The sequence below is a fragment of the Bradyrhizobium sp. USDA 4369 genome, from assembly GCF_054056435.1.
This window is the reverse complement of record NZ_JBSRYH010000001.1, coordinates 355463-381412: the sequence shown is the minus strand read 5'-3', so window position 1 is coordinate 381412 and position 25950 is coordinate 355463. Positions and strand designations below refer to the sequence as shown.

Genomic DNA, 25950 nt, shown 5'->3' with positions numbered 1-25950 from the left:
TGACGACCGATGAAGCTGCAGATCGAACGTCCGACCATCGAAGCCATGGCGGCGGCCTTTCCGCACCTCACCCCACTCAAGGAGCAGCTGCGGTTCGGTGACAAGGTGGAGGTCAACGTCGCGCAACTCGCAGGCGCCGAGCTGGAGTTCTTGCGCGACGTCTATCAGAAGGCCGGTCCCGAATGGCACGCCCGCGCGGCGCATATTACGACCCTGCAGCGGGCATTCAACGATGCCGGCGCGCGCTTTGCCGAGAACGAGCTGGAGCAGGTTCTGCCCGCGATCGCGCGCTATCTGACCTCAGGTGCCATCCGCGGCTGGATGTTCACGGCCAACGTCGCCAGCCGGCCGCTGCCTTATGTCGTCACACGGCTCGACTACACCGCGCCGTCCAACGACGAGGCCGGCCGCGTCTTCATCGAGCTGAAGGCCAACGCCAAGGGATCGATCACCACGGCCACCTTGCGCATTTCGGCTGGTGACATCGTCGGCCGGACCGTCGCCGAGATCTTCGCCGCCAAGGGGGTCCTCAAGGAGACGCCGGAGCTGATCGCTGCCTATGATGAGACCGCCGAGCGCTATTTCGCCTGGCGCGGTCGCTATGGTGCGCAGTTTTCCGGCCGCGGGACCGGCTTTTTCGCCGATGATCCTAACGCCTCGCATCGGGACTTGGACTGGTCGCGAAAGGACGTAATCGTGCTGTCGTCCGGTGGCGGCAGCGCGCGGCTGGTCAACGACGAAGGGATTCTGACCGAGCGTGCGCTCACGCTCGAGGTCACCGGCGACATTCTCGGGCAGTATTTGCGCAAGGCCGCCAAGAGCAATCTCTACGATGCCGAGCAGGAGGTCGAGGACTCCAAGGCGGCGATCCCGAAGGGGATGTTCTGCAAGATCCCCGTTCATCCCTACATGCTGATGTTCCACCTCGATCTGCACCATTATCTCTGGGTGCATGCCGACGATATGACGCCTTATGCCTATCAGCCCGAGCTGAAACAAAAGCTGGTGCTGCCGGAGGAACAGACCGACCTGATCGACATCCTCACGGCCGAGATGGATCTGTTGATGGACGATATCGTGGCGGGCAAGTCGGGCGGGACCACGGTGCTATGCGCGGGGCCGCCCGGCGTGGGCAAGACGCTGACGGCGGAGGTCTATGCCGAGATCATCGGCCGGCCGCTCTACCGGGTACATTCCGGGCAGCTCGGGCTCAGCGTAGCAGCGATGGAGACTGCGCTGAAGGATGCGCTGACGCGGGCGCAGCGCTGGGGTGCGGTGATGCTGATCGACGAGGCGGACGTCTACATCAAGCGGCGCGAGGACGACATGACCATGAATGCCGTCGTCGGCGTGTTCCTGCGCGTGCTCGAATATTTCAACGGCCTGCTGTTCCTCACCACCAACCGCATCGACGATATCGATGAAGCCATCGTGTCGCGCTGCATCGCGCTCATCAAATTCCAGGCGCCGGACGCCGCAGCGCGCCGGCGGATCTGGCAGGTGATGTGCGAGCAGTTCGGGCTGAAGGTCGAAGCCGGCCTGGTCGAGTTGCTGGTCGAGACGTTTCCGGGCGCCTCGGGGCGCGACATCAAGGGGCTGGCCAAGCTCGTCGCCAAATATTGCCACCATAAGAGCGTGCGCCCGACCATCGACGTGTTCCGCCGCTGCGCGATCTTCCGCGGCATCGATCTCGGTGATCATACATTGGTGGCGGAGGCGGCGGAGTAGAACGCCACTCTGCTCGCCTCCGACTGGCGAGAGGTGAGACCCTGGCGTCGACGCCAACGGCCGAAATCCCGTTGGCACGTCATTGCGAGGAGCGGAGCGACGAAGCAATCCAGGGCCGCACGCGTGGCTCTGGATTGCTTCGCTGCGCTCGCAATGACGCCGTCGCGTTGATGGAGCTCACAAGCTCCAGAGTTGGCTGCCTGGCACCAGCAGTGCCTGTGCGTCGGCCGTGGTCGAGAAGGACCTATAACTCTCGCACGAGTAGGAGCTACTCGGCACTCTTCCCCAGCGTCGCCGGATTATAGCCCTCTTCGCGCAGCACGCGCTGCACGACGGGCCGTGCCAACATCCGCCGGTAGTGTCCCAGCAGATTGGCCGGCAGCGCGATGCCGGTCTTGTCGGCCCAGAACGCGACATAGAACAGGATCGGATCGGCAACCGAGAATTCGCCGCCGAGATAGGGCTGGTCACCAAGCATATTCTTCAGGATCGCAAAGCCTTTCACCACGATGTTGCGGCCGAGTGCGCGCACCGACTCCTGGTCGGCCTCGTTGCGGCTGAAGGAAGGCGTGGCAAAAATGCGCGCGAAGCCGTGGCCATGCACGGTCCCCGCGATGTAGGTCATGGCTTCGAGCAGCCGCGTTTCGGTTTCGACATCTGACGGCCAGAGTTTCGCCCGAGGCCGCGAGCGGCCGAGCCAATAGGCGATCGCTGGCACCTCGGTCAGCACGCTGCCGTCGCTGCGCACCAGGGCAGGGATCGTGGATTTTGGATTGATGGCGACGTAGTCCGGCTTGAAATTGTCGCCCGCCGGGAGATTGACGATATAGGCCTCGAACACCTCCTCGAGCTCCTCCAGAATGATGTGGATGCCGGTCGAACACGAGCCCGGCGTCATGTAGAACTTCATCGCGGCCATCATTGTCTCCAACGCGACATCGCACATGCCTTGGATGCACTCGGCACGCTTCATGCAAGGATCGGGACAATTTCGAGAGGGACGTGCCGTGGCTCGGCAAGCCGAGCTGCCGTCGTCGGCTTTGCGACAGGAGACGACATCACGGTCCCGCTGCTGCCGTCGTATCGATCAGGGAGCGCCGTGCATGACCGAACGTGAGCCGGAAGTCTTCGTCATCTGTCCGACCACGAGCATCGCGAAGGGCGAGGCGAAGGCGTTCAGCCTGTCGCGGATTGGCGACAATGGCGAGGCGCGGCCGTTTCCGATCGTGATCGTCCACACCGCGTCGATTGGCTTCGTCGGCTATGTCAATACGTGTCCGCACGAGGGCAAATGGCTGAACATCGGCAGCGGCCGGTTCTTCAACGCTGACCGGACGCTGCTGCGCTGCGGCCGTCATGGCGCGACGTTCGAGATCGACACCGGCCTGTGCCACGCCGGGGCCTGCGAAGGCCAGAGCCTCGAGCCGATCGCGCTCGCCGTCATCGACGGCGACGTCTGCCTGTGCGGCGTCGCGCTGGTCGAGGACGTCAACTATCCCGATCCGTTCGATGATCTCGATGAGACCATGGAGATCATGATCCACCCGGATTGATTGACGGATGCTGCCCGCCGTCATTGCGAGGAGCGAAGCGACGACGCAATCCATAGTCCTGGTCCAGCTCTGGCTTGCTGCGCTTCGCTCGCAATGACGCTCATTGGGTCAACGGAGTTCGACGCATCATCTCAAAACCCATCCGCCTTCTTGCCCCAGGGATGGCTGCCGCGCACCAGCTGGGCCTTGATTCCGGCCTTCTCGACATCGGCTTGGGATTTGAAGAACGTCGCCTCGTGCACCAGTGTGCCGTTCTTGGTGGTGACAGCGACATAGCGCGCCACCGTGTCGATGTCGCAGAGATAGTCGCCGCCGGGATCGGCGGCGCTGCGCAGATTGCCATCCCAGTCCACGAAGAAGCCGTCGCTCATGTCTTTCTCCACCTTCGTCTATTCAAGTCTCGGGCTGATCGGCGACCAGTTGCGCATAAGCGCGCGCGACGATGGCCCGGCATTGCAGTAGGCGCGCATGCTCGGCCTTGCCGATGCTCACCGTCTCGCCGTCGCCGTCGGTCGCGGCCATTGCCGCCTGCCATGCCTCGAACAGCGCCTTCTCAAGCTGATAGATCCGCTCGCTCGCCCGCTCCAGATAAGGGATCGGATTGGCGCGGACATTGGCCTCGTGCAGCGCGTCGAGGCTGAGCAGCGTCCGGAACCGGCGTTCAACTTGGCGCTGCTGTCGTCCGAAATCGTGCTCGATGACGGTCATGGTCTCACCTCCGGCACCGGACCGGCCGAGGCCTTGGCCGCCTGACGCAGCAGGCTGAGGCATTCGAGCGAGGCGGCCATGTCGAGCGCCGTGAAGCCGTCCAGCGTCTCGGCGCTGACATCGGCGCCCTTGGCGAGGAGATGTGCGACCACGTCCGCTCTGCCGGATGACGACGCATACATCAGCGCCGTCGCGCCATTGTCGTTGCAGTTGTCGAGCTCGATTCCGGCCTCGACCAGCGCATCGATGGCATCCAGGTGCTGGCCGACGCAGGCGAGCCACAGCGCGTTGTTGCCGTCGGCGTTGGTCGCAGCGACCGCCGCGCCGGCGGCGAGCAACTCGCGGATGATGGCGACATTGCCGAGATGGGCTGCCTTCATCAGCGGCGTGGTGCGATTGGCGATGCGAGCGTCGACGTCATCAGCGGGAAATCCCTCAGCGGCGAGCCAGGCCGCCAATGTCGGGCCGACATTCGCTGAGCCGTTCCGCGCCGGGACGCGCTGCCGCCAGGCTTCGTAGCCGCCATCGAGGCTATAGACCTCCGCGAAGCCGAAATCGGAGAAGGTCTGTGCGTACTCCTGGCTGGCATGGCCGTGATAGCAGTAGATCAGGATCGGCGTGCGCCGGGTGGTGCCGGAGATCAACGCCGAGAGATTGCCCTGGGTGAGATGCTGCGCGCCGGTGATGTGGGCGGCGTTGAACGAGGCCCGGTCGCGCACGTCGAAGCGCAGCACGTCGTCGCGCTGCAGCAGCTCGGCGGCCTGACCGACATCGATGCGTTGGAACGGGATACGCGGTCTCATGTCAGGACTCCCGCTTCGTTGCGCGTGCGGCCGGGATAGGCCGGCAGCGTGGTGATGCGATCGTCGGTCAGGGGGCGGCCGACGGTGAAGTGGTAGAGCGTCTGATGATCGGTGCCGGCGACGCCGAGCATCTCGTGCACGGACTCGTCGAAGAAGCAGCCGATCCCGGTGCCGCGCAGGCCCGCCGCCTCGGCTTCGAGATACAGCACCTGGCCGATCAGGCCGGCCTCCCAATGAAGTTGGCGATAGCGCCAGGGACTCTCGCGGATGAGCGGGGCGAACTCGGCGAGCATGGCCACCGCAAAGCAGCTGTCGCCGGCGATGGCCTGATGACAGCTCGCGGTCCGGATCACGCCGCGGCTGTCGGTCGGCAGCAGTTGAAACAGCGGCAGATCATCGTGCGTGCTCGCGACGCGTTGCCAGTCGAACTCGGCACGCAGCGCACGGCGCAGATGGCTTTCGGCGTCGCCGCTACGCGGCAGCGCATAGAGGCCGGGCGTGAGACCATCGACGCGATGCACGAACAGGAGTGGATGCAGCCGGGGCGTGAACGGCCAGGCCTCCCAGGGCGGTGCGGCGCGCGGCAGCAGCGCGGCGAGCAGCTGATGGAATGCGGCGAGCGCCATCGTGAATTTCGCATCGAAGCGCTGGGCGCTGCGTCGGCTGAGAATGAGGTCGGCTGCGCGCGACCGCGATGAAGCGGCGCGCGGTGGGTGGGATGGCGGCGCGGGGGCCGCATCACGACCGTCGCCGCTCGTCGCGACGCTCACCTCGGCGATCACCGGCCAGCGATAGAGCGGGTGGCGGTCGAGCCGATTGGCCTGTCCCGTCCAGTCATCGTCGATCGCGGCAGCAGAGGGCAGTGGCGGCCGCGCGCCTGCGGTCGCGTCACGCGGCGTGATCGTGAACAGCACGTCGGCATCCTCGGCCTCGACACCGGCGAAATCGCCGGCGCGATCGAGCCCCATGATCGCGGCCAGCCTGCTGCCGTCGAGGCCGTCGACGATTCGGGCGGTCCAGCCCAGCGCGGCGGCCGCGTAGCAGACAGCGCCGATTGCGTGTCCGATGTCGAGCTGGCAGTAGCGGAACGCGCGCTCGCCATATTTCCACGCCTCGCGCCAATGGATCGAGGACAGGCCGAGCCACAGCCGCGGCTCGCCTGATGATGCGGTGATACGGCGGCAGCGCTGCTCCAGCACGTGATCGCGGCTGACATAATGATGCAGGCCATCGCTGAGGCCGTTCACATGTTCCGCGATCACATAGGCTTCGGTCGGGTGCAAATTGCCGCTCGACGGATTGCAGCGCAGCGCCCAGCGATCCGGGCCGAACTCCTTCCACGCGCTGAGCCCGAACGACAATTCCAGCACCAGCGCGACACTATCGATGGTCAGCGGCTGCACGGGGGCGCTGCCGCTGCAGGCGTCGGCGAAGCTTGTGACGAGACGGTCCGAGGTCAGCGGCAGCGCCGTGCGCGGGCTGCCGGCGAATTCGCGGAACGGATTGGGCTGCGCATCCCAATCCAGCGTCTCCGGTCCCGCCGCATAGCGCTTTAGGCTATGCCTGGTGCGGGCATGGTAGGCGAGCACGATGTCGGCGGCAGCCGGGAGCCCTGCCGCGCTGGACGGTGACACGGACATGATCCCTCACAGGGCGCGACGCGTGCATTCGCGCATGGTGGATGGTCGCTGGGTGACCGGATGCGACGGAGCAAAATCCGTTCCGACGTGGTGCGGCTGTCTCGACATCGTCATTCCGGGCTTACCGCTGCGCGTCGCCGCGCAAATCGTGTGCGACTCCGGACAGAGCCATCCGGCTCTGTCCGTTTGTCGACATCAGTGCCGGTGCACACTGCGCGACGCCGTGGCGTCGATCAGCACGGCGACCTTGGCTGCGATCGACAGCCACGCCCGGTGCGCGTCGACCTTGTGGCCCAGCTTGAAGCTGTCGGCCATGCGGGTCGCGAAGGCCGGTCCATCGCTGCCATGCTGGTGCGCGATGATCCATGCCGTGCGCCAGAGGTCGCTCTCGGTGGTCACAGCGCTACAGATCCAGCACCAGCCGGTCGCCCTTGGCGCGCGACACGCAGGGCAGGAAATAGCCCTCGGCGCGCTGCGCCGCCGACAGGCGCTTGTCGCGATGATCGATCTCGCCCTCGACAATCCTGGTCTTGCAGGTGCCGCAGAGGCCCTGTTCGCAGGAGGTCGCGATCTTGACGCCGTTCTCCTCGAGAAATGCGGTCACGGTCTTGTCGCCCGGGATCTTGAACGTCGCGCCGGTGCTCTTGATGGTCACATCGAACACCTTGTCGAGCAGCGCGGCGGCCGCCTTCGCGGTGAAGCGCTCGACATGGATACGCTCCTCGGCGAAGCCCTTCTGCTTGGCCTGCGCGATGATCGGATCCATCCACCAGTCGACGCCGCAGATGAACAGCTGGGTGTCGTCGGGACGGTCGGCGAGCAGTTCGGCCGCTTTCAGCAGCTGATTGTCCTCGCTGGATTCTTTGTAGTACCTGGCATTATCGGCGAAGGCCGAGCCCTCGATGGTGCCGCGAAACGAATCCGGCGACATCAGCGCGAACACGTAGTGCAGCTCGAACGGGATGGCCTTGGCCTTCAGCGTGTCGGCGATCGACAGGATCGGCGTCACGCCGATGCCGCGCGCCAGCAGCAGCGCGCGCTTGGTGTCCTTGGGGATCTTGAAGCGGTTGCGCGGCCGGCTGACCTGCAGCCTGTCGCCTTCATTGATGTCGAGATGCAGCGCCTTGGAGCCGCCGCGGCTGTTGGCGTCCTTCCAGACGCCGATGCAATAGCGGTTGCGCTCGGCGGCGCTGTTCAGCAGCGAATATTGCCGCGTCAGCCCGTTCGGCAGGGTGACGTCGATATGGCTGCCGGGGGTGAAGCCCGGCAGCGGCTGGTCGTCCGCCGGGACGAGCTCGAACGAGGCCATGTTGTGCGCCTCGATGGCCTTCCTGGCCACGACGACGGTGTGCAGGGTGTCGGACATCTGACAACTCCATCTTGCGACCCGGCTCATGAGCAGCCGATGCAAAGGGAGGGCCAGAGGTCGGGCGTGCGTCACTGCGCGTCGATCGCGTCCGCCTTGGCGCCGCCGGCGACCGAGTAGCGCATCGGCACCTTGCGCGTCTTGAGGAAGGCCTCGAGGGTCTCGCCGCGGAACGCCGCATAGACCTCCGGGTTGGAGACGCCGATCACGGCTGCCATCTTTTCCAGCACGAAGAAGCTGACACCGCGTCTGATCATCTCGATCCATCTGCGGTTCCGGATCAGCTCTCGCTCCTCTTGCGAGAGGCTGTATTCGTCCGCCAGCGCGTCGAATTCCTCAATGAATCTCTTGCGATGCGCCGGGATGACGAGCCGGTGCAGGAAGTCGTTGATGCGGAAATTGGCCTGGCTGCGCGCGTGAGTGAACGGGTAGGTGCCGGGCAGCGTCTCCGCGCCCTGCAGCTCATGGGCGATATGCGCGCGATAGGCCGCGACCTCCTGCGGGGCGGGTAAGGCGCCGAGATCCTCGAACACCAGCGTCGCGATATTGGTCACCGATGGCGCGTAGGTCTGTTTGTGGACCAGGCGGACCTTGTCGGAGAGCGCGCCGCGCATGATCAGCCACATGATCACCTCGGCGCCTTCCATGCCGCCCTTGAAGGCGTAGTCGGCGATCCGCATCGCCGTCAGCTTCTCGGGCTCCTTCTCCAGCAGATCGAGGAATTCGTTGTCCCAGTCTTCGTTGAGGAAGCCGGCGCGCTCGCCATGGACCTGGTGCGACAGTCCGCCGGTGGCGAAGATCGCCACCTTCAGATCCTCCGGATAGCTCTCGATCGCCTTGCGCAGCGTCCTGCCGAGCTTCCACATCCGCTTGGCACTGGGAATCGGCAGCTGCAGCACGCCGACCTGCAGCGGGACGACGGTGCCCGGCCATGGATCGCTGGCGTCGCCCATCATCGACAGCGGCGACAACAGGCCATGATCGACCGGCTTGCCCTGGAAGAACGACAGGTCGAACTCGTCGGCGACCATCGCAATGGCGATGTGCTGCGACAGGCCGAGATGGCCTCTCGCCGGCGGGACGTTGCGTGGTCCGCCGCCTTCGTCGGCCGCGACATAGCTGTCGTCAATGCCGAGCGCGAAGGCCGCGTAATGGTCGAAGAAGAAGGAGGTGACGTGGTCATTGTAGATCATGAACAGGACGTCGATGTCCTTCTTCCTCACCCAGTTGCGCACTACCGCGAAGCCGTCGAAGATCGGCTTCCAGGCGGGGTCGCTCTGCTTGTTGGTGTCGCGTGCAAAGCCGATGGTGGGCGAGTGCGACGCGCCGATGCCACCGATGATCCGGGCCATGTCTCCCTCCGCGAAATGCGATGCCGCCTCTGGCTGACGCGCGGCGGCACGTGGGCGGCGAGCCTACGAAGTTTCCCTGGCTAGACAATGATGCTATTATGCACGGATCGTTTCTCTGCATGGACGCGTAGACCGAAGATGAAGTGGCGGATCGAGGACATTCCCGTGTTCCATGCCGTGGTGGCCACGGGCGGCATGACCGGGGCGGCGCGCTCCCTGGGCATGCCGAAATCCTCGGTCAGCAAGTCGGTCGCCCGCCTGGAGCAGGACCTCGGCATCCGCCTGTTCGACCGCAATTCGCGCCGCGTCCGCGTCACCCGTGAGGGCGAATTGTTCTTCCAGCAATGTCAGAAGATTCTCGACCAGGTGTCGGAGGCCGATGCCGTCATGACCGGGCTGGTCGGCGTGCCCAGCGGCCGGCTGTCGGTTGCCCTCCCGCCGGCCTTCTGCGAGGAGATCCTGGCGCCCAAGCTCGCCGAATTCCACCGCCGCTATCCGCGCATCGAGCTTGATGTCGAGGCGACCACGCGGGCGATCGACATGCTGGCCGATCGCTTCGACATCGCGGTGGTGGTCGGGGTGCAGGAGGATTCCGAGCTGGCGCAGAAGGTCTTGATCGGCGGCCGCCTGATCTGGGTGACGAGCCCCGCCTATCTCGCCGCGCATGACATCGGCGACGATATCCGCGCCTTGGAGGCCCATCTGATGATCTGCGAGCGCCGCTACGGCGACCGCACCTTGACGATCAAGCAGCACGGCCATCTCGTCCGCTTCGACGTCGGCCCGCATGTTGCCCGCATCAACAATCCCCTGGCGGTGCGCCGCGCGGTGGCGCATGGCGCGGGCATCTCGTTCCTGCCGGAGCATTATTGCGTCGAACTGCTCGACGAGGGCCGGCTCGTCGAGATCGGCAAGGAGGTCGTGTTCGACACCCGTGCCGCCCAGCTCACCGCGATCTTCCCGAGCCGCAAGCTGATCTCCTCGCGCGCCCGCGCCTTCCTGGATTTTCTCGAGGAGATCTGCGCCGAGCCCCGCAAGCCTTGATCGCTCGGGCCGCGAATGCGCCGGCCGCCGCCTTCACGGCAGCCGGTGGAAGGATGGCGGCAGCGGCGCGCGGACCAGTTGGCTCAGGTCCAGGGTTTCGCCGCTCTCGGCGATGTCGGAGAACAGCACGTCGACGAAGGGATGCTGGCGGTTGGCCGCCGCGCCGCGCTGATATTTGGCGCTCACGATCCGTGCGAGGGCCGCGAGGTTCCGTTTTCCGAGCGCGTTGTACTGGCTGCGAAACAGGCTCTGTCGTCCGCCCGCATGCTCGATCTGCTCGGCCCAGATGTCCATCACCTTGCGGCTGATGAAGGCCTCGACGCCCGTGGTGCCATCCTGGGCGAGAAGGCGCAGTCCGTCCATCGTATGCGGCTGCTCGTCGACGCAAAATTGGCTGAGTGACATCTGCGGTCCTCGTCTGTTGTCGTGCACCGGCGGTCTTGCCGGAGAATTGAGCGCGGTGATCGGCGCATCGAACGTGTAGCAGAAGCCCGTCGGCGCATAGCTCAACTGTACCTCGCCGCCGAACTGCATGCCGAGCGTTTCGATCAGCCGGGTGCCGAAGCTTCGGCTGGCGGGCTCTTGAACCGTCGGGCCGTCGCGTTCGGTCCAGACGAGATGCAGGTGCTGCTTCGGCCGATCGATGGTCCAGACGAGATCGATGCGTCCCGCGGGGACCGACAAGGCGCCGAACTTCAGCGCATTTGTGCATAGCTCGTTCAACGTCATCGCCATGACCACGATGGCATTCGACGTCACCGGGACCTCGGGGCCCGAGATTGAAAAGCGCGAGACGTCCGGGTTGTCGAAGGCCTGGATGGAGTTGCGGATCACCGTGCCGAGGTCGGCGCTGGACCATCGTGCCTGCAGCAGCAGGTCGTGCGCGCGCCCGAGGGCCTGGAGCCGCCCCGAGATGGCATGCTGGGCGTCCTTGGCTGCCGGCAGGCCGGCAAGGCTCTGCGAGACGATGGCGCCGACGGTTGCGAGCGTGTTCTTGATGCGGTGTTGCAGTTCCTCGAGAATGAGCCGTTGCAGCCCACCGACGACCTCGCGCTCTCTCGCCTCGATCTCAGCCTTGTCGAACAAGGCCTTCGCGTTGCTCTCGGCCTCGGCGAGCAGCCGTTTCAGGCCGCGAATTTCCTTCATCAGAAAGTCCGGGTCCACGACCGTGCCGTGAGGGTGCGCCTTCGTCGTGAGATCGATCGTGAGCATGGGCCGATATGTCCTTGCACTGGATGCCGTCATCTGAAGATGCCGATCAGCGCGCGAAAGAAGACCGCGGCTCCGGACCTCACTTCGTCCGCAGGCCGATCCGTCCGCTGAAATGCCTGAGGATTTCGGCGGCGTTGGCGAGGACCTTTGCCTTCCTGACGGCTGCGGCGCGTTCCCCGCCGGGTTGCATCAGGCCGGCTTTCTCCAGCGCGCTCTCTGCCTGCAAACTGAGCGCCGTATCCAGCGCCGAGGGATCTCGTTGATCCGGCGCGGAGGAGCCGTTCGGCTTGGCCGGCATCGGCGGCCCGCCACGGGGGGCTACCATCGGACGAGCACCGCAACGATGATCAGCAAGCCGAAGAAGATCGGCACGAGGATGGGCGGCACCAGCCATTCGCGAATACCGGCCTTGGTGCTCAATTGCGGGATGTTCGACATGCTGTCCGCCTTCTGGTCGCGGCGGGAGCGCAGGGCTCTCAGTCACCGATGGCAGCCAGGGGGACGCGCGGTGATGACCTTTATGTAGTGCGTGCGCCCGCAATAGCGAGGCCTGGCTGAAAACTATTATCTCGATGCGACGTTCGCAGTGTCGTTGCCTCACCTGCGAACGTCGGCTTGCTCGAATTCCTACTGATTTGTCGTCCTGATCAGCCGGCGCTGATCAGGACGCCGATCGCGTCAGTGTCAGTAGCGGCCAATTCCGACGCTCACGCCGGGGGCACGGATGCCGATGCCGCCACGGTCGTCATCATCACGACGCTCGCGCCGGCCGTAACCGTAGGCGCCGCGATCTTCGCGGACGATCGTGCGGTGTCCGCGGTCTTCGCGCCAGCAGCGGCCGTTCTCGGTGCAGACCATGCGAACCTGCTGGACGCTGTTATCTGGGACACCCGACAGGCCCGCTGTGAGTGGCGCAGCCGAGGCGGCTGCAGTCAACAATGTCGTCACAGCGGCGGCGAGAGTGATTGTGAGAGCCTTGATGGCCATGATGGATCTCCAGGGGGGGGGACGTGTCACAGGGGTGATATGTCATGGAGCCAATAGGCTCGCGGCCGCATGGTTCCCTGGGCCCGGAATTTCGTCGTCGCGCAGGTCAAGCGCCGATGCGGCCGCGCTGCCGCTGGCCGATGCCTGCGCCGATCTCGTCATCGCATTCATGTCGCTGCAGGATGTCGATGGCATGCCGGCCGCAATCGGCGAAGCGGCGCGGGTGCTCCGGTGCGGCGGCCGGTTCTGCATGGCGATCGTCCATCCCTTGAATTCGGCCGGACGGTTCGAGAGCCTGGCGCCGGATGCGCCCTTCGTGATCAAGGGGAGCTATCTGGAGGCGTTCACATCCAGCGATACGGTCGAGCGCGACGGGCTGAGCATGACCTTCCACAGCGCGCACCGCCCGCTGCAGAGCTATTTCGCGGCGCTGGAGAGTGCCGGCTTCCTGATCGAGGCGCTGCGCGAGCCGTCGACACCCGAGCAGATCATCACGCGTGACAGCAGCCGGCGCTGGCTACGGGTGCCGCTGTTCCTGCATCTGCGCTGCCTGCGCCCGTAAAGCCGGAACGCCGCCGCGCGTTCCGGCTGGATGGCGATTTCAGCCTCGCCGGGCCGCCTCGATCGCGGCGACGTCGATCTTGTGCATCGTCATCATCGCGGCGAAGACGCGCTTGGCGACGTCACCGCCTTCGGTCATGGCGTTGGTCAGCGCGCGCGGCGTGATCTGCCAGGAAATGCCCCATTTGTCCTTGCACCAGCCGCAGGCGCTTTCCTTGCCGCCATGGCCGACAATGGCATTCCAATAGCGGTCGGTCTCGGCCTGGTCGTCGGTCGCGATCTGGAACGAGAAAGCCTCGTTATGTGTGAAGGCGGGTCCGCCATTGAGGCCGAGGCAAGGGATGCCGCACACGGTGAATTGCACCGTCAGGACGTCGCCGGCCTTGCCTGATGGGTAATCGCCAGGTGCGCGATGGACGGCGGTCACGCGGCTGTCGGGAAACACCTCCGCGTAAAAGCGTGCCGCGGCCTCGGCGTCCTTGTCGAACCATAGGCAGATCGTGTTCTTGTCGTTTGCCATCGGGCTTCCTTCTCTCGCAAATGCAGGCCGCACGTCACGCTGGATGCACAGCCGTTTGGATAGGCTCAACGCCAGCTCATCTTGCCTGGCTGATCCAAGGACGGTCCTGCCGGACACAGCCCGACACATCGCTCGCCTGATACTGCGTATTTTTTCAGAGTCTGCAGCTTGGCGGCGTGGATGACCAATCCGGAAAGCCGCGCCTGGTGCATCGCTTATCGATCGCGCCTGGGTCACGCCCCAAGGCCAGCCCAATGCCGCGATCGTAGCAGTTCGCCGCGCGGTGGACGCCACGCCAGCAGGTGCGCCGCGTCCGGATGGAACGGCGCCCGCACGCTCAGGATCCCGGGCAAGGCAGGCGATCGAGCGCAGCCGGCGGGTGGCGCGCGGCAAACATTTGTATTGCTATTTTTCCGAAATCATGGTCTTCTCGGCCCATCCCGCCTCGAGCAGAGGGACGGACGCGTCGTCACGAACGTGGAGGTGGGCTGCGATGGACGTGACGGCTGCGCCGGACGAGCGCGGGTGTGACGGACGGCGAAGTCGTGTGGTCCTGGCCTCTCGACGCTGAGGTCTGCGCAACGCGCCACAGGCGCGTTGTCGCAAATGGGGGCAAGAATGCCGATCCCCAGGGAGAGCACGAAGGACACCGTTAAAACCGTCGCGCGGGGAAGGCCGGGTCTGTCCGGCTGTACCTGTGGTGACTGCAGCCTGCTTTCTTTGTTGCAGGCGGGCCACGGGCCTCAGCCGAGGCCCGGCCTTCCCCGCGCCCTCTCATTGTTCAGGAGGGACATGATTGCCGCATCACTCGGGCACGAAGTGCCGCGGGATCATGAGATCGTGTCTTGATGACGAAAAATCCGCCAACCAACCCCTCAGTGTCGTCCCGGACAAGCGCGCAACGCGCGCGCCGATCCGGGACCCATAATCCCAGGGAGATGTGCGAGGCACGATGTCCGCCCCATCCCGCCCAGCCACGACGCCGCGGCGTATAGGTTCCGGGTCAGCGTCCGCCGCCGCTGCCGCGTCGCCGGACTTGCCCGGGACGACAGCGGACATCAGGCGAGTTCCGGGGCCGCCATGACCCAGCTGCGGGTTTTGCAGCGTTCACTTGATCCATGTATCCAGCAGCCGCACAACCAGGAGGAATATCACCATGACCAAGACCGCCGCCGAGATCGAGGACGACCGCCTGATCCGCGAGCTCCTGCAGAACTGGGCGATCTGGCGCGACGCCGGCGACTGGGAGCGCTTTCGCACGGTCTGGCATCCGGACGGACGGATGATGGCGACATGGACGCAGGGGACGGGCGACGAGTTCATCGAGATCAGCAAGGCGGCCTGGGCCAAGGGCGTCAACATCCTGCACTTTCTCGGCGGCATCTCGGTCGATCTCGCAGGACCCCGCGCGATCGCGCAGACCAAGATGACGATCTCGCAGCGGGCCGAGGTCGAAGGCGTGCTCTGCGATGTGCTCTGCACCGGCCGCTTCTACGACTTTCTCGAAAAGCGCCAGGGCAAATGGGGGATCGTGCTGCGCCAGCCGATCTACGAGAAGGACCGCATGGACCCGGTGACCCCCGGCGCCGTGCCGGCGCTCGATGATGTCCTGCTCGAGCAGTTTCCGGTCGGTTATCGCCATCTCGCTTATCTGCAGACCCGGATCGGCTACACGGTCAAGCGCGACATGCCGGGATTGAAGGGGCCGGAGGTCGAGGCGCTCTACGCGCGAGGTGCGGCCTGGCTCAAGGGCGACCCGTTCTGATCAATCCGCACGGCGCAACCGGACACGCTCGCGACGTGCTTCCGATCGGCGCCGCCAGCCGAGCCCAATTGGCGTTCTAAGCCCGGCAATGTGAGGGGAAATGTAGGAGGTGGCGCGGAGGCCGATCAGGGTCCAAAGCCGCCCGGCTTGAACGGCGGCGCGCTGAGCCAAGACCGCCGGCGGCCGATCGAGGCTGCCGCTAGGGATGAAAATACCCGGCCGAGAAGTGGATTGTATACAGAAAGCGGTGGCGTAGAACGAAATTACGAGAGAACTTGCCCGAATGGCGCGTCTGATGTATACAATTTATGGCGGTTGAGTATACCGACCTGCCAGCATACTAATATATCAGCGAGGAAACGTGATGGCTGCTTCGTTCCCCATGAACGCCTGGTATGCCGCTGCCTGGGATGCCGAGGTCAAGCAGGCTCTGCTGCCGCGCACCATCTGCGGCAAGCATGTGGTGATGTATCGCAAAGCTGACGGCTCCATCGCGGCCCTCGAAGACGCCTGCTGGCACCGGCTGGTTCCGCTGTCCAAGGGCCGCCTGGAAGGCGACACGGTCGTCTGCGGCTATCACGGCCTGAAGTTCAGCCCGCAGGGCCGCTGCACCTTCATGCCGTCGCAGGAAACCATCAATCCGTCCGCCTGCGTGCGCGCTTATCCGGCCGTCGAGCGTCATCGTTTCATCTGGCTGTGGATGGGCGATCCGGCACTGGCCGATCCGGCCACGATCCCGGACATGCACTGGAACCACGATCCGGCCTGGGCGGGCGACGGCAAGACCATTCAGGTCAAATGCGACTACCGCCTGGTGGTCGACAACCTGATGGACCTCACGCACGAGACCTTCGTGCATGGCTCGTCGATCGGCAATGATGCGGTGGCGGAAGCGCCGTTCGATGTCACCCATGGCGAGCGCACCGCGACCGTGACGCGCTGGATGCGCGGCATCGAGCCGCCGCCGTTCTGGGCCAAGCAGCTCGGCAAGCCCGGTCTGGTCGACCGCTGGCAGATCATCCGGTTCGAGGCGCCGTGCACGGTGACGATCGATGTCGGCGTCGCGCCGACGGGGACGGGCGCCCCCGAAGGCGACCGCTCGCAGGGCGTCAACGGCATGGTGCTTAACACCATCACGCCGGAGACTGACAAGACCTGTCACTATTTCTGGGCTTTCGCCCGCAACTACCAGCTCACCGAGCAGCGGCTGACGACCGAGATCCGCGAGGGTGTCTCGGGTATCTTCCGCGAGGACGAGCTGATCCTGGAAGCACAGCAGCGCGCCATGGACGAAAATCCGGGACGCGTCTTCTACAATCTCAACATCGATGCAGGGGCGATGTGGGCGCGGCGGATCATCGACCGGATGATCGCGCGCGAGACACCGCTGCGCGAAGCCGCGGAGTAATCGGACATGGCAGAGCGTGAGAACGAGCGCTCGATTTCCCAGACCGTTCGTGCGCAGCTCACGCTGCGCGACCTGATCCTCACCGGCGCGCTGCGGCCGGGCGAGCGCATCTCGGAGCTGCAGGCGGTGGAAGCTGCCGGCGTCTCGCGCACCCCGGTGCGCATGGCGCTGGTGCGGCTGGAAGAGGAGGGGCTGCTGGAGGCGATTCCGTCCGGCGGCTTCATGGTCAAATCGTTCTCCGAGCGCGACGTGCTCGATTCCATCGAGATTCGCGGCACGATGGAAGGTCTGGCGGCGCGCATCGCCGCCGAGCGCGGCGTCTCCGTACGCGATACCGAGCCGATGCGCGAATGCCTGGCGCAGATCGACGAGCTGATCGCGCCGGCCGAAATCTCCTTCGACGCGTTCTCGGCCTATGTCGCGCTCAATGCGCGCTTCCACGCGCTGCTGGCCGAGCTGTCGCGCAGTCCGCCGGTGATCCGGCAGGTCGATCGCGCCAGCGCGCTGCCCTTTGCCTCGCCGAGCGGTTTCGTGATGGCGCAGTCGGCGCTGCCCGAGGCGCGCCACATCCTGGTCGTGGCCCAGGAGCACCATCGCATCGTCGTCGATGCGATCGAGAACCGGGAAGGCGCGCGCGCCGAGGCGATCATGCGGGAGCATGCCCGGCTTGCGGCCCGCAATTTGCGCCTGGCGGTGAGGACGCGCGGCCCCATGGACCTCATCCCGGCCGCAGTGCTGATCAAGACGCAGACCGAGAGCTGAGGAGACCATCATGCGCTTCCAGGACAATTGGTCGCCCGCCACGCTAGTGGCGACGCGCGATCTCGCGCCGGGCATTCGCGAGTTCATCCTGCGGCCGGACGGCTATGCCTGCGCGCCCTATCCGGTCGGCAGCCATATCAAGGTCAGCGTTCTCATCGCGGGTCAGGCGGAGGTCCGCTCTTATTCACTGGTCGGCGAGGCCGACCCGCGGGGCTACCGGATCGCGGTGCGCTTCGCTGAGGATTCGCGCGGCGGCTCACGCTATCTGTGGTCGCTGCAGCCGGGCGCCCGGCTCGACGTGACCAGCCCGAGCTCGTTGCTGCAGGTCGACTGGCAGCGCCAGCATTATTGCCTGGTCGCCGGCGGCATCGGCATCACGCCCTTGGTCGGTGCCGCGCACGCGCTGATGCGCAAGACGCAGAACGTCACGCTGCATTATGCGGTGAGATCGCACGCCGATGCGGCCTATCTCGATGAGCTGTCGCCGCTGCTCGGCGACCGGCTTGCGGTCTATGCGGCCGACCAGGCGCAGCGGCTCGATCTGGCAGGCCTGTTCGCCGGCTTGCCGGCCGGCACCGCCGTCCTGTTCTGCGGGCCGATGCGGATGCTCGACGCCGCGCGCGCGGCCTGGGCCGCATGCGGCCGGGCGTCGTCCGACCTCAATTATGAGACGTTCGGATCATCAGGTCGTCTGGCGACCGAGCCGTTCAAGGTGCGGCTGCGCGGCAGCGGCGAGGAGATCATCGTGCCGCGCGATCGCTCGATGCTCGATGTGCTGAATGCGGCGGGACACGAGGTCATGGCCGATTGCCGCCGTGGCGAGTGCGGGGTCTGCGCGGTCGACGTGGTTGCGGTCGAGGGCGAGATCGATCATCGCGACGTGTTCTTCAGCGAGGAGCAGAAGCACGACAATCGCAAGCTCTGCGCCTGCGTGTCCCGCGCCCATGGCGTCGTGACAATCGACACGTTGGAGCGCGCTGACGCGTTGTGAGGTCTGTTGTTGTGAGCTCGGCCTGAGGTCAGCTTCTATTTGTCGGCCAGGCTGACCGGCGTTGGCATTTGTGTTCCGGCCGACGACCTCCGGCCGCTCTGCTCGGCGGCCAGCGCGGCGCGGGCTGCCTTGAGTCGCGCATCGGCATCCTTGTCGGCGAGCAGCGCGTCGGTGAGGTTGGCGTCTGCGGTGTGCGCCGCCTCGGTCGCCGCTTTCGCGGCGGTGATATTGGCGGGGCTGGGATTGGCCTTGGCCAGCGCGTCGGCCGCGTTGCGATCGGCCACCGCCTTCTCATTGGCCGCCAGCGCGGCATCGAGATTGGCGTCGGCGACGGTCTCCGCAGCCTCCGCGGCGGCCAGCGCCGCGGCGGCGGGACTGAGTGGCGGACGTGGCTTGGCCGTGCGGTCCGGCGCTGGCGCCGGCGGCCTCGCGCTCGGCTGTGGGGGCGGCAGCGGCTGCGCGGCCACCGGCGGCGAGTTCGGGTGTTGGATTGCAGGAGGTTGCAGCGACGGCATCGCTGGGACGAGGTCGAGCGGCACCATGCGCGCGAACGAGCTGCGCGCGTCGCGCATCAGGCCGCCCATGACGTCGTCGAGCGGATCGGCCATTGCAGTCCCGCTTGACGCTGCGCAGCCCAGCACGGCGATTGAGCCGAGGACGTGTCTTGCGGTGATGCAAACGGTCATCCGAGCCTCCATATCCGAAGAGGTCGGCCCAGCCGACCTCGCGGCGCTCGCCGTCTGCCTTATTCCGAAAATGCGGGCGCAGGGTGGTGTGATCATGGAGGACGCTGCCCGACATGCGCCGCTTCTGCCACATTGGTTTCAGGCGAGCTCCTCGCGGACCTGCGCTGCCGCCGCACACATCGCCTGCAATTTGCCGAAGGCGGTCGCGCGCGGCAAATACTTCATGCCGCAATCCGGCGCGACGACGAGACGCTCCGGTGCCACGATGTTGAGACCGCTGCGGATGCGCGCGGCGATCACGGCGACCGGCTCGACCTCGGGATCGCCAAGATCGAGCACGCCGAGCACGATGGTTTTGGCTGAAAGATCCTTGAGAACGCCGAGATCGAGCCGCGGCTGCGCCGACTCGATCGCGATCTGCTTCGCGCAGCAATCAGCGAGTTCGGAGAGGAACGGGTATCCGGTCGGTTTGCTGGAGCCGGGCACGATGGCCGCATAGCCGAAGCAGACATGAACGATGGTGGGAACCGTGATATGATCGAGCGCCCGGTCGATGGCCTTCACCGCATAACGCCGCGCAGCCGGGGGATTGTTGCGCACCCAGGGCTCGTCGAGCTGGATGACGTCGGCGCCGGCCCGCTGCAGATCGCGCGCTTCGGCGTTGACGACCTCTGCGAAGGCCATCGCGAGCGCCTCGTCGTCGCGGTAGAAATCATCCTGCGCCTGCTGGGCCAAGGTGAACGGTCCGGGCAAGGTGATCTTGGCCGCGCGGCGGGTGTTGCGGCGGAGGAACTCCATGTCGCGCAGCTCGATCGGATACTTTCGCCTGATCGGCCCGACCACGCGCGGCACGGGCGTCTTCAGTCCCGAGGGCGAGACGATGATGGCGGGATTGTCGGCATCGATGCCGTCGAGCGCGGTGGCGAAACGGTTCGAGTAGCTCTCACGCCGGATTTCGCCGTCCGACACGATGTCGATCCCGGCTTGCTCCATGTCATGGATCGCGACGATCGTCGCATCGTCCTGAGCGTCGTCGAGCTGCGGCCGTTGGATCCGCCACATGCCCTGCATGCGAATGCGGGGAACCGATTTTGCGAGCATGGCGCGATCGACCAGCCAGTCCGGCTGCGGGTAGCTTCCGACCACGGTGGTCGGCAGAAGATGTCGAGGCATGGTCACCGCGATGGTCCTCCGCGCAATCCGGCTCGCTTGGGCCCAACGTCAGCATACGATATTATCGGGCTGGCGATACAACCTGGCGTTTTATTTGTTTTTGGATCGTCATGAAAACGGATCGTATTTTCCGCAGTTTGCGCGCTGGCGCGCGGCCAGAACAAGGACCAGCGGCATGACGATGCGCCACATCCTGCCCCTCAATGCCGGCTCGTCGTCGATCAAGTTTGCGCTGTTCGAGGACGCGGCCGGCCCGGTCGAAATCCTGCGGGGCCAAGTCGAAGCGCTCGGCACCGCGACGCCGCATTTCGAAGCCCGCTCGAGCAGCCGCATTTTTGCTGATGAGCGGCTCGATCCGGAAAGCGCGACCGATCATGAAGCGGCCATCGCCGTGGTCATCGATGTTCTGCAGCGCGCCGCCGGTCGCGCCACCGTCGATGCGGTTGGTCACCGCATCGTCCATGGCGGGCTTGGATTCACACAGCGCGTCGTCATCGCCGATGATGACGTGACGCGTATCGAGGCGCTCAATCCCCTGGCGCCGCTGCATCAGCCGCATAATCTCTCCGGCGTCCGCGCGGCTCACCGGGCTTTTCCCGGCGCGCTGCAGGTGGCTTGATTCGACACCGCCTTCCACCGCTCCCATCCCTGGGTCAATGATACCTACGCCTTGCCGCGCGAGTTCTATGAGCAGGGCGTCCGGCGCTACGGCTTTCACGGTCTGTCCTATGAATACGTGATCTCGCGATTGCAGGAGATTGCACCGCAGGCCGAGAAGGGGTGCGTCGTCGTCATGCATCTCGGCAATGGCGCGTCGATGGGCTTCACCGCGCTCGACGGATTGCCGATGGGCACGCGCTGCGGGCAGTTGGATCCTGGCGTCGTTCTCTACCTGCTTCAGGAAAAGCGGATGAGCGCCGCGGCGGTCACCGATCTCCTCTGCAATCATTCGGGTCTCAAGGGCCTGTAGGGACTGTCGCAGGACATGCGTGAGCTGGAGGCGGCGGATACGCCGGAAGCCCGGCAGGCTGTCGATTATTTCGTCGACCGGAGCAGGCGCGAGCTCGGCGCCATGGCGGCGGTCCTCTCCGGCGTGGATGCCATCGTGTTCTGCGGCGGTATCGGCGAGCACGCCTGGCGCGTTCGGGAGCGCGTCTGCCGAGACTTTGAGTGGCTTGGCATCGCGCTGGATGAGCGCCGGAACCGTGCGAGCGACACCGTGATCTCGTCGGAGGGCTCGGATGTCAGCGTGTTCGTCATCAACACCAACGAAGAGCTGATGATCGCGCGGCGCACCGCACATTTGCTAGCAGCAGGAGGGACGACCTGATCCGGCCGGCCAGCCCTGTCGATTTGCCGCTTGCATGTCCCGGTTTTTTGGTATCTCCAGGATGAAAGAACAAGAGAGCCAGGGCGGGGAAACGATGGAAGGCAGCGTGGCGTTACGTGGGGCAGACCTGGAGTTCGACTACATCGTGGTCGGGGCCGGCTCGGCCGGCTGCGTGCTCGCCAACCGCCTCAGCAATGACGGCAAGCATACCGTGCTGCTGCTCGAGGCGGGCCCGAAGGACACCAATATCTGGATCCACGTCCCGCTCGGCTACGGCAAGCTGTTCAAGGACAAGACCGTCAACTGGATGTACCAGACCGAGCCGGAGCCCGGGCTCGGCGGCCGTTCCGTGTTTCAGCCGCGCGGCAAGGTGCTCGGCGGCTCCAGTTCGATCAATGGTCTGCTCTATGTCCGCGGCCAGCACGAGGACTATGACCGCTGGCGGCAGCGCGGCAATGTTGGCTGGGGCTATGACGACGTCCTGCCTTTTTTCAAGCGGGCGGAAAATCAGTCGCGCGGCGGCGATGATTACCATGGGGTCGGTGGCCCGCTCCCGGTGTCCGACTGGAGGCACGAGGATCCGCTTTCGGAGGCGTTCGTCAAGGCAGCTGGCGAGACCGGTCTGCCGTTCAATGCCGATTTCAACGGTGCGAGCCAGGAAGGCGCCGGCTTCTTCCAGACGACGACACGGCATGGCCGGCGCGCCAGCAGCGCGGTATCCTATCTGCGGCCGGCGCTTGGTCGCAGCAATCTTCACGTGGAGACCAACGCGCTGGCCCGGCGTATCCTGTTCGACGGCCGCCGCGCGTCCGGCGTCACGTTCAGCCAGCGCGGCCGGCTGCGGACGGCCCGTGCCCGCAGAGAAATTCTTGTATCCAGCGGCGCCTACAATTCGCCACAGCTGCTGCAGCTGTCCGGCGTCGGTCCGGCCGATCTCTTGAAGCAGCATGGCATCGACGTCGTGCTCGATGCGCCGGGCGTCGGCAGCGACCTGCAGGATCATCTGCAAGTGCGCATCGTGATGCGCTGCAGCCAGCGCGTTACGCTCAATGATATTGTCAACAACCCGGTGCGCAAGCTGCTCGCCGGCGCCCGCTATGCCGCCTTCCGCAAGGGGCCGCTGACGATCGCGGCCGGCACCGCGGGCGCCTTCTTCAAGACCGATCCGCGGCTGGCGAGCCCGGACATCCAGATCCATTTCATCCCGTTCTCGACGGACAAGATGGGCGAAAAGCTGCACGCCTTTTCCGGCTTTACGGCCTCGGTGTGCCAGCTGCGGCCGGAAAGCCGCGGCTCGCTGCGGATCAGGAGCGCCGACCCGGCAACAGCCCCGGAAATCCGCATCAATTATCTGGCCAGCGAGACCGATCGCCGCGCCAATATCGACGGCCTCCGGATCCTGCGAAAAATCCTGGCGGCGCCGGCCCTGAAGCCGTATGTCTCGGATGAAGCCTATCCGGGGTCCAAGATCGTGAGCGACGACGATATCCTGGCCTATTGTCGGCAGACCGGCAGCACGATCTATCATCCAACCTCGACCTGCCGGATGGGGACGGATGACTTGGCGGTGGTCGATCAGCGTCTGCGGGTGCGAGGCATAGACGGTCTGCGCGTCGTCGACGCCTCGATTATGCCGGATCTGGTTTCGGGCAACACCAATGCGCCGGTCATCATGATCGCGGAAAAGGCCTCCGACATGATCTTGCAGGACGCGCACTGACGCAGGAATAAATTCGTGACACGTTTCCGGATCGGCACCCGCAAGAGCACGATGGCGTTGGCGCAGACGGAGGAAATCGCACGCCGTCTGCAGGCGGCAATTCCCTCGCTCGACATCGAGATCGTCAAGTTCGAGACGACAGGAGATTCCGACCAGACCAGCAAGCTCTTGACCCATGGCGGCAAGGGCGGGGCGTTCGTGGCCGAAATTCGCCGTGCGATGCTGGACGGCAGACTGCATGCGGCGATGCATTCGTTGAAGGACATGCCGGGCAATGAAGAGACCCCGGGCCTGGTCATCGCGGCGCTGCTGTCGCGTGATCCGCCAGGCGACGTGCTGGTTTTGCGGCGTGGGCTGTCGTTGGACGAATTCCGCAAGGATGGTGGCCGGGGCTTCAAGATCGGCACCAACGCCGTTCGACGCGCCGCCTATGCGCGGCGGCTGTTCCCGCAGGCCGAGCTCATCCATTTCCGCGGCGCGGCCGATACCCGTATCCGCAAGCTCGACAATGGCGAGCTGCAGCGGCTTCCCGATGGCGGGGCGGTCGGTCCGGCGGATGCATTGATCATGGCGCGGTCCGGCCTGGAGCGTGTCGGTCTCTCCGACCGCGCCTCGTTCGACTTCGCAGCCGCCGATATGCTGCCAGCGGTTGGGCAGGGCATCGTCGCGGTCGAGTGCCCGTCCCTGGACTGGGAGACGCGGCGCATCCTCGCGACGATCGACGATGGCGCGGCGCGAAGCTGCGCCGACGCGGAGCGCGAGGTGCTGTGGGTGCTCAATGGGCACTGCAATTCGCCGATCGCTGGCTTCGCGACCATCGACGGGGATCAGATGACCTTGACCGCCTCAGTGCTCGACGAGGATGGCGGCCGCTTCATCGAAGCCCAGCGCGCCGGTCCCGCTGATCGCCCCCGCGAGCTTGGCCGCGCGGTCGGGCTCGAGCTGCTTGCCAATGGCGCGGCCGAGCTGATCGAGCGCAGCCGGCCGCGTTAGAGCATGATCCGGAAAAGTGGAAACCGGCTTTCCGAAAAGATCATGCTCAAACAAGCAGGAAAGATCATGATGCGTTTCCGTGGAAACGCATCATGATCTAGTGCGTCACCCCTTGTAAGCGCGGACGCGCTTGAGCATCTGCTCGACATGGGCGATCGGTGTCTCCGGCAGGATGCCGTGGCCGAGATTGAAGATGTGGCGGCCGCCCGCATAGCTCGCCAGCACGTCGTCAACCGCCTGGTCGAGCGCCGCGCCACCGGTCATCAGCGCCAGCGGATCGAGATTGCCCTGAACCGCGACCTTGCTCTGCACCCGTTCGCGCACCAGGCCAGGCTCGGCGGTCCAGTCGATGCTGACGGCGTCGACGGCAGTGTCGGCGACATAGCCCGGCAGCAGCGCACCGGCGCCGCGCGGAAAACCGATGATCTTGGCGTCGGGTCGCGCCTTGCGGACACCCTCAACGATGCGGCGCGTCGGTGCCACCGACCAGCGCGCGAACTCGCGCGGTGACAACACACCGGCCCAGGTGTCGAAGATCTGCAGCGCGTCGGCTCCGGCTTCCAGCTGCTTGAGCAAATAGGCGACCGAGCTCTCGACCAGCGCGTCGATGATCCTGCTGAAGGCTTCCGGATGGGCATAGGCGAGCAGCCGCGCCGGTGCCTGGTCGGGCGTGCCTTGACCTGCAACCATGTAGGTGGCCACTGTCCAGGGCGCGCCACAGAAGCCGATCAGCGCGGTGCTCTTGGGGAGCTCTGCACGGACGCGGCGCAGCGCCTCGAACACGGCGTCGAGCTTCGTCAGGTCCGTATGTCCTGCGAGCGTGGCGATCTTCTCGGGCGTATCGAGCGGATCAAGCCGCGGCCCTTCTCCGACCTCGAAGCGCACGCTGCGGCCGAGCGCGTGCGGGATCACCAGAATATCGGAGAAGATGATCGCGGCGTCGAAGCCGAACCGCCGGATCGGCTGCAACGTGACCTCGGCCGCCATCTCGGGGTTGAAGCAGAGATCGAGGAAGCCGCCGGCCTTCGCGCGCACTTCGCGATATTCGGGCAAATAGCGGCCCGCCTGTCGCATCATCCAGACCGGAGGCGCGCTTTGCCGCTGACCGGCCAGCACATCGATGAAAGGCTTGTTCACGGCAGTCTCACTCACGCTGGGGCTCCGCAACCTCGGGAACAGTATACCTCCCGTGATACATGGCCACGCGGTTCCGGCCAAGCTCCTATCGGTCGCAGCTCGGCGGTTGGCGAGGATTCTGGTTGCCGCGCGGCAGGACCTCCCGATCTCGGCTACGGAGGGCGGTCCCAGCTGGCGGGGAACACCGCCGATCTCGCTGCGTTGTCCCCAGACAGGGAGACAGATCATGGCCGAGAAATTCAATCCCGCACCGCCGGACAAGCATGCGGTTGATCCGCGCGAAGCCGCCCGTCTCGATCGTGAGATCAAGACGCAGCTCGACAAGGGGCTGATGGACACGTTTCCGGCGTCCGACCCGGTGAGCCTGCAACAGCCTTCGACCACTCGCGTGAAGGATGATGACGCAGACCCGCATGGTCATGGGCGAGATGCGCCGTCGCTGTGGGAAAAGGTGCGTTCGGTCTTCGCTCGCTGAACTAACAGAAGAGGTCATCCCGGTGTGTGCGTTGTA

26 protein-coding genes and 2 pseudogenes are annotated in these 25950 nt (G+C 65.4%); 12 read left to right on the top strand and 16 right to left on the bottom strand.

Going from position 1 to position 25950, the window contains the following annotated elements; translation table 11 throughout:
* Positions 1–9: 9 nt before the first annotated feature.
* Positions 10–1728: an ATP-binding protein gene (locus ACVIJ6_RS01780; RefSeq protein ID WP_456771213.1), complete on the top strand. Its 1719-nt coding sequence runs from the start codon at positions 10–12 to the stop codon at positions 1726–1728.
* Positions 1729–1996: 268 nt separating this feature from the next.
* Here the strand turns inward: ACVIJ6_RS01780 and ACVIJ6_RS01775 are convergent, their stop codons facing one another.
* The gene (locus ACVIJ6_RS01775) at positions 1997–2638 is read right to left on the bottom strand and encodes a glutathione S-transferase family protein (protein WP_456776873.1); all 642 of its coding nucleotides are present in this window, start codon (positions 2636–2638) and stop codon (positions 1997–1999) included.
* 193 nt (positions 2639–2831) lie between these two features.
* Between ACVIJ6_RS01775 and ACVIJ6_RS01770 the strand changes: the two genes are divergently transcribed.
* On the top strand, positions 2832–3281 hold the full coding sequence (locus tag ACVIJ6_RS01770) for a Rieske (2Fe-2S) protein (protein ID WP_456771212.1): 450 nt from the start codon (positions 2832–2834) through the stop codon (positions 3279–3281).
* 131 nt (positions 3282–3412) lie between these two features.
* Here the strand turns inward: ACVIJ6_RS01770 and ACVIJ6_RS01765 are convergent, their stop codons facing one another.
* From ACVIJ6_RS01765 to ACVIJ6_RS01735, 7 genes are all read right to left on the bottom strand, one after another.
* Positions 3413–3652, bottom strand: coding sequence for a hypothetical protein (locus ACVIJ6_RS01765; RefSeq protein ID WP_456771211.1), 240 nt, complete (start codon positions 3650–3652; stop codon positions 3413–3415).
* 22 nt (positions 3653–3674) lie between these two features.
* The gene (locus ACVIJ6_RS01760) at positions 3675–3989 is read right to left on the bottom strand and encodes a hypothetical protein (RefSeq protein WP_456771210.1); all 315 of its coding nucleotides are present in this window, start codon (positions 3987–3989) and stop codon (positions 3675–3677) included.
* Entirely contained in the window at positions 3986–4723 is a 738-nt protein-coding gene (locus tag ACVIJ6_RS01755; protein ID WP_456776872.1) for an ankyrin repeat domain-containing protein, read from the bottom strand. The genes ACVIJ6_RS01760 and ACVIJ6_RS01755 overlap by 4 nt, the downstream gene beginning before the upstream one ends.
* Before the next feature lie 65 nt (positions 4724–4788).
* Positions 4789–6432 carry a SagB/ThcOx family dehydrogenase gene (locus ACVIJ6_RS01750; protein WP_456771209.1) on the bottom strand — a complete coding sequence of 548 codons (1644 nt, stop codon included), beginning with the start codon at positions 6430–6432 and terminating at the stop codon, positions 4789–4791.
* Positions 6433–6627: 195 nt separating this feature from the next.
* Positions 6628–6831: a hypothetical protein gene (locus ACVIJ6_RS01745; RefSeq protein ID WP_456771208.1), complete on the bottom strand. Its 204-nt coding sequence runs from the start codon at positions 6829–6831 to the stop codon at positions 6628–6630.
* A gap of 4 nt (positions 6832–6835) precedes the next feature.
* Positions 6836–7798 carry a PDR/VanB family oxidoreductase gene (locus ACVIJ6_RS01740; protein ID WP_456771207.1) on the bottom strand — a complete coding sequence of 321 codons (963 nt, stop codon included), beginning with the start codon at positions 7796–7798 and terminating at the stop codon, positions 6836–6838.
* Positions 7799–7869: 71 nt separating this feature from the next.
* Positions 7870–9150, bottom strand: a complete 1281-nt coding sequence (locus tag ACVIJ6_RS01735) for a gallate dioxygenase (protein ID WP_456771206.1) — start codon at positions 9148–9150, stop codon at positions 7870–7872.
* A gap of 138 nt (positions 9151–9288) precedes the next feature.
* Here ACVIJ6_RS01735 and ACVIJ6_RS01730 point away from each other — a divergent pair, with 138 nt between their 5' ends.
* Positions 9289–10194: a LysR family transcriptional regulator gene (locus tag ACVIJ6_RS01730; RefSeq protein ID WP_456771205.1), complete on the top strand. Its 906-nt coding sequence runs from the start codon at positions 9289–9291 to the stop codon at positions 10192–10194.
* 33 nt (positions 10195–10227) lie between these two features.
* Here ACVIJ6_RS01730 and ACVIJ6_RS01725 read toward each other — a convergent pair whose 3' ends face one another.
* The 4 genes and pseudogenes from ACVIJ6_RS01725 to ACVIJ6_RS01710 all read right to left on the bottom strand — a co-directional run bounded on the left by ACVIJ6_RS01725 (position 10228) and on the right by ACVIJ6_RS01710 (position 12393).
* On the bottom strand, positions 10228–10599 hold the full coding sequence (locus ACVIJ6_RS01725) for a signal transduction histidine kinase (RefSeq protein ID WP_456776871.1): 372 nt from the start codon (positions 10597–10599) through the stop codon (positions 10228–10230).
* A 372-nt stretch (positions 10600–10971) separates the two neighbouring features.
* Positions 10972–11340: pseudogene (locus ACVIJ6_RS01720) on the bottom strand (HWE histidine kinase domain-containing protein); the annotation flags it as partial.
* 145 nt (positions 11341–11485) lie between these two features.
* Positions 11486–11704 carry a hypothetical protein gene (locus tag ACVIJ6_RS01715; RefSeq protein ID WP_456771204.1) on the bottom strand — a complete coding sequence of 73 codons (219 nt, stop codon included), beginning with the start codon at positions 11702–11704 and terminating at the stop codon, positions 11486–11488.
* Between the two features lie 386 nt (positions 11705–12090).
* Positions 12091–12393: a hypothetical protein gene (locus tag ACVIJ6_RS01710; RefSeq protein ID WP_083780631.1), complete on the bottom strand. Its 303-nt coding sequence runs from the start codon at positions 12391–12393 to the stop codon at positions 12091–12093.
* Between ACVIJ6_RS01710 and ACVIJ6_RS01705 the strand changes: the two genes are divergently transcribed.
* Positions 12386–12955 (top strand): methyltransferase domain-containing protein, encoded by a 570-nt coding sequence (locus tag ACVIJ6_RS01705; protein WP_456771203.1) that lies wholly within the window; start codon positions 12386–12388, stop codon positions 12953–12955. The genes ACVIJ6_RS01710 and ACVIJ6_RS01705 overlap by 8 nt on opposite strands.
* Before the next feature lie 39 nt (positions 12956–12994).
* Here the strand turns inward: ACVIJ6_RS01705 and ACVIJ6_RS01700 are convergent, their stop codons facing one another.
* The gene (locus ACVIJ6_RS01700) at positions 12995–13474 is read right to left on the bottom strand and encodes a VOC family protein (RefSeq protein ID WP_456771202.1); all 480 of its coding nucleotides are present in this window, start codon (positions 13472–13474) and stop codon (positions 12995–12997) included.
* Positions 13475–14630: 1156 nt separating this feature from the next.
* Here ACVIJ6_RS01700 and ACVIJ6_RS01695 point away from each other — a divergent pair.
* The 4 genes from ACVIJ6_RS01695 (at position 14631) to ACVIJ6_RS01680 (ending at position 18400) form a co-directional block, all read left to right on the top strand.
* On the top strand, positions 14631–15239 hold the full coding sequence (locus ACVIJ6_RS01695; protein ID WP_456771201.1) for a nuclear transport factor 2 family protein: 609 nt from the start codon (positions 14631–14633) through the stop codon (positions 15237–15239).
* A gap of 364 nt (positions 15240–15603) precedes the next feature.
* Positions 15604–16647 (top strand): aromatic ring-hydroxylating dioxygenase subunit alpha, encoded by a 1044-nt coding sequence (locus ACVIJ6_RS01690; RefSeq protein WP_172235516.1) that lies wholly within the window; start codon positions 15604–15606, stop codon positions 16645–16647.
* Positions 16648–16653: 6 nt separating this feature from the next.
* A complete protein-coding gene (locus ACVIJ6_RS01685; protein WP_456771200.1) occupies positions 16654–17409 on the top strand; it encodes a GntR family transcriptional regulator in 756 nt (251 codons plus the stop codon).
* Between the two features lie 10 nt (positions 17410–17419).
* Positions 17420–18400, top strand: coding sequence for a PDR/VanB family oxidoreductase (locus ACVIJ6_RS01680; protein ID WP_456771199.1), 981 nt, complete (start codon positions 17420–17422; stop codon positions 18398–18400).
* A 35-nt stretch (positions 18401–18435) separates the two neighbouring features.
* On the opposite strand, the gene ACVIJ6_RS01675 is transcribed toward ACVIJ6_RS01680, so the two are convergent.
* Positions 18436–19086 (bottom strand): hypothetical protein, encoded by a 651-nt coding sequence (locus ACVIJ6_RS01675; RefSeq protein ID WP_456771198.1) that lies wholly within the window; start codon positions 19084–19086, stop codon positions 18436–18438.
* Positions 19087–19224: 138 nt separating this feature from the next.
* The gene (locus ACVIJ6_RS01670; RefSeq protein WP_456776870.1) at positions 19225–20259 is read right to left on the bottom strand and encodes a 5-methyltetrahydropteroyltriglutamate--homocysteine methyltransferase; all 1035 of its coding nucleotides are present in this window, start codon (positions 20257–20259) and stop codon (positions 19225–19227) included.
* 175 nt (positions 20260–20434) lie between these two features.
* Between ACVIJ6_RS01670 and ACVIJ6_RS01665 the strand changes: the two are divergent.
* From ACVIJ6_RS01665 to hemC, 3 genes and pseudogenes are all read left to right on the top strand, one after another.
* Positions 20435–21589, top strand: a pseudogene (locus ACVIJ6_RS01665) (acetate/propionate family kinase).
* Between the two features lie 94 nt (positions 21590–21683).
* Entirely contained in the window at positions 21684–23309 is a 1626-nt protein-coding gene (locus tag ACVIJ6_RS01660; RefSeq protein WP_456776869.1) for a GMC family oxidoreductase, read from the top strand.
* Between the two features lie 15 nt (positions 23310–23324).
* A complete protein-coding gene (gene hemC, locus ACVIJ6_RS01655; protein ID WP_456771197.1) occupies positions 23325–24302 on the top strand; it encodes a hydroxymethylbilane synthase in 978 nt (325 codons plus the stop codon).
* A 105-nt stretch (positions 24303–24407) separates the two neighbouring features.
* On the opposite strand, the gene hemE is transcribed toward hemC, so the two are convergent.
* On the bottom strand, positions 24408–25439 hold the full coding sequence (hemE, locus tag ACVIJ6_RS01650) for a uroporphyrinogen decarboxylase (protein ID WP_456776868.1): 1032 nt from the start codon (positions 25437–25439) through the stop codon (positions 24408–24410).
* A 226-nt stretch (positions 25440–25665) separates the two neighbouring features.
* Between hemE and ACVIJ6_RS01645 the strand changes: the two genes are divergently transcribed.
* Positions 25666–25914, top strand: a complete 249-nt coding sequence (locus tag ACVIJ6_RS01645) for a hypothetical protein (protein ID WP_456771196.1) — start codon at positions 25666–25668, stop codon at positions 25912–25914.
* The last annotated feature ends 36 nt before the right edge of the window (positions 25915–25950 follow it).

Coding starts and splice junctions, on each gene's coding strand:
- ACVIJ6_RS01760 (WP_456771210.1), bottom strand. CDS start 3,989: ATGACCGTCATCGAGCACGATTTCGGACGACAGCAGCGCCAAGTTGAA.
- ACVIJ6_RS01715 (WP_456771204.1), bottom strand. CDS start 11,704: ATGCCGGCCAAGCCGAACGGCTCCTCCGCGCCGGATCAACGAGATCCC.
- ACVIJ6_RS01780 (WP_456771213.1), top strand. CDS start 10: ATGAAGCTGCAGATCGAACGTCCGACCATCGAAGCCATGGCGGCGGCC.
- ACVIJ6_RS01735 (WP_456771206.1), bottom strand. CDS start 9,150: ATGGCCCGGATCATCGGTGGCATCGGCGCGTCGCACTCGCCCACCATC.
- ACVIJ6_RS01710 (WP_083780631.1), bottom strand. CDS start 12,393: ATGGCCATCAAGGCTCTCACAATCACTCTCGCCGCCGCTGTGACGACA.
- ACVIJ6_RS01765 (WP_456771211.1), bottom strand. CDS start 3,652: ATGAGCGACGGCTTCTTCGTGGACTGGGATGGCAATCTGCGCAGCGCC.
- ACVIJ6_RS01730 (WP_456771205.1), top strand. CDS start 9,289: ATGAAGTGGCGGATCGAGGACATTCCCGTGTTCCATGCCGTGGTGGCC.
- ACVIJ6_RS01770 (WP_456771212.1), top strand. CDS start 2,832: ATGACCGAACGTGAGCCGGAAGTCTTCGTCATCTGTCCGACCACGAGC.
- ACVIJ6_RS01685 (WP_456771200.1), top strand. CDS start 16,654: ATGGCAGAGCGTGAGAACGAGCGCTCGATTTCCCAGACCGTTCGTGCG.
- ACVIJ6_RS01690 (WP_172235516.1), top strand. CDS start 15,604: ATGGCTGCTTCGTTCCCCATGAACGCCTGGTATGCCGCTGCCTGGGAT.
- ACVIJ6_RS01695 (WP_456771201.1), top strand. CDS start 14,631: ATGACCAAGACCGCCGCCGAGATCGAGGACGACCGCCTGATCCGCGAG.
- ACVIJ6_RS01725 (WP_456776871.1), bottom strand. CDS start 10,599: ATGTCACTCAGCCAATTTTGCGTCGACGAGCAGCCGCATACGATGGAC.
- ACVIJ6_RS01775 (WP_456776873.1), bottom strand. CDS start 2,638: ATGAAGTTCTACATGACGCCGGGCTCGTGTTCGACCGGCATCCACATC.
- ACVIJ6_RS01680 (WP_456771199.1), top strand. CDS start 17,420: ATGCGCTTCCAGGACAATTGGTCGCCCGCCACGCTAGTGGCGACGCGC.
- ACVIJ6_RS01645 (WP_456771196.1), top strand. CDS start 25,666: ATGGCCGAGAAATTCAATCCCGCACCGCCGGACAAGCATGCGGTTGAT.
- ACVIJ6_RS01670 (WP_456776870.1), bottom strand. CDS start 20,259: ATGCCTCGACATCTTCTGCCGACCACCGTGGTCGGAAGCTACCCGCAG.
- ACVIJ6_RS01705 (WP_456771203.1), top strand. CDS start 12,386: ATGGCCATGATGGATCTCCAGGGGGGGGGACGTGTCACAGGGGTGATA.
- ACVIJ6_RS01740 (WP_456771207.1), bottom strand. CDS start 7,798: ATGTCCGACACCCTGCACACCGTCGTCGTGGCCAGGAAGGCCATCGAG.
- ACVIJ6_RS01700 (WP_456771202.1), bottom strand. CDS start 13,474: ATGGCAAACGACAAGAACACGATCTGCCTATGGTTCGACAAGGACGCC.
- ACVIJ6_RS01660 (WP_456776869.1), top strand. CDS start 21,684: ATGGAAGGCAGCGTGGCGTTACGTGGGGCAGACCTGGAGTTCGACTAC.
- ACVIJ6_RS01750 (WP_456771209.1), bottom strand. CDS start 6,432: ATGTCCGTGTCACCGTCCAGCGCGGCAGGGCTCCCGGCTGCCGCCGAC.
- ACVIJ6_RS01675 (WP_456771198.1), bottom strand. CDS start 19,086: ATGACCGTTTGCATCACCGCAAGACACGTCCTCGGCTCAATCGCCGTG.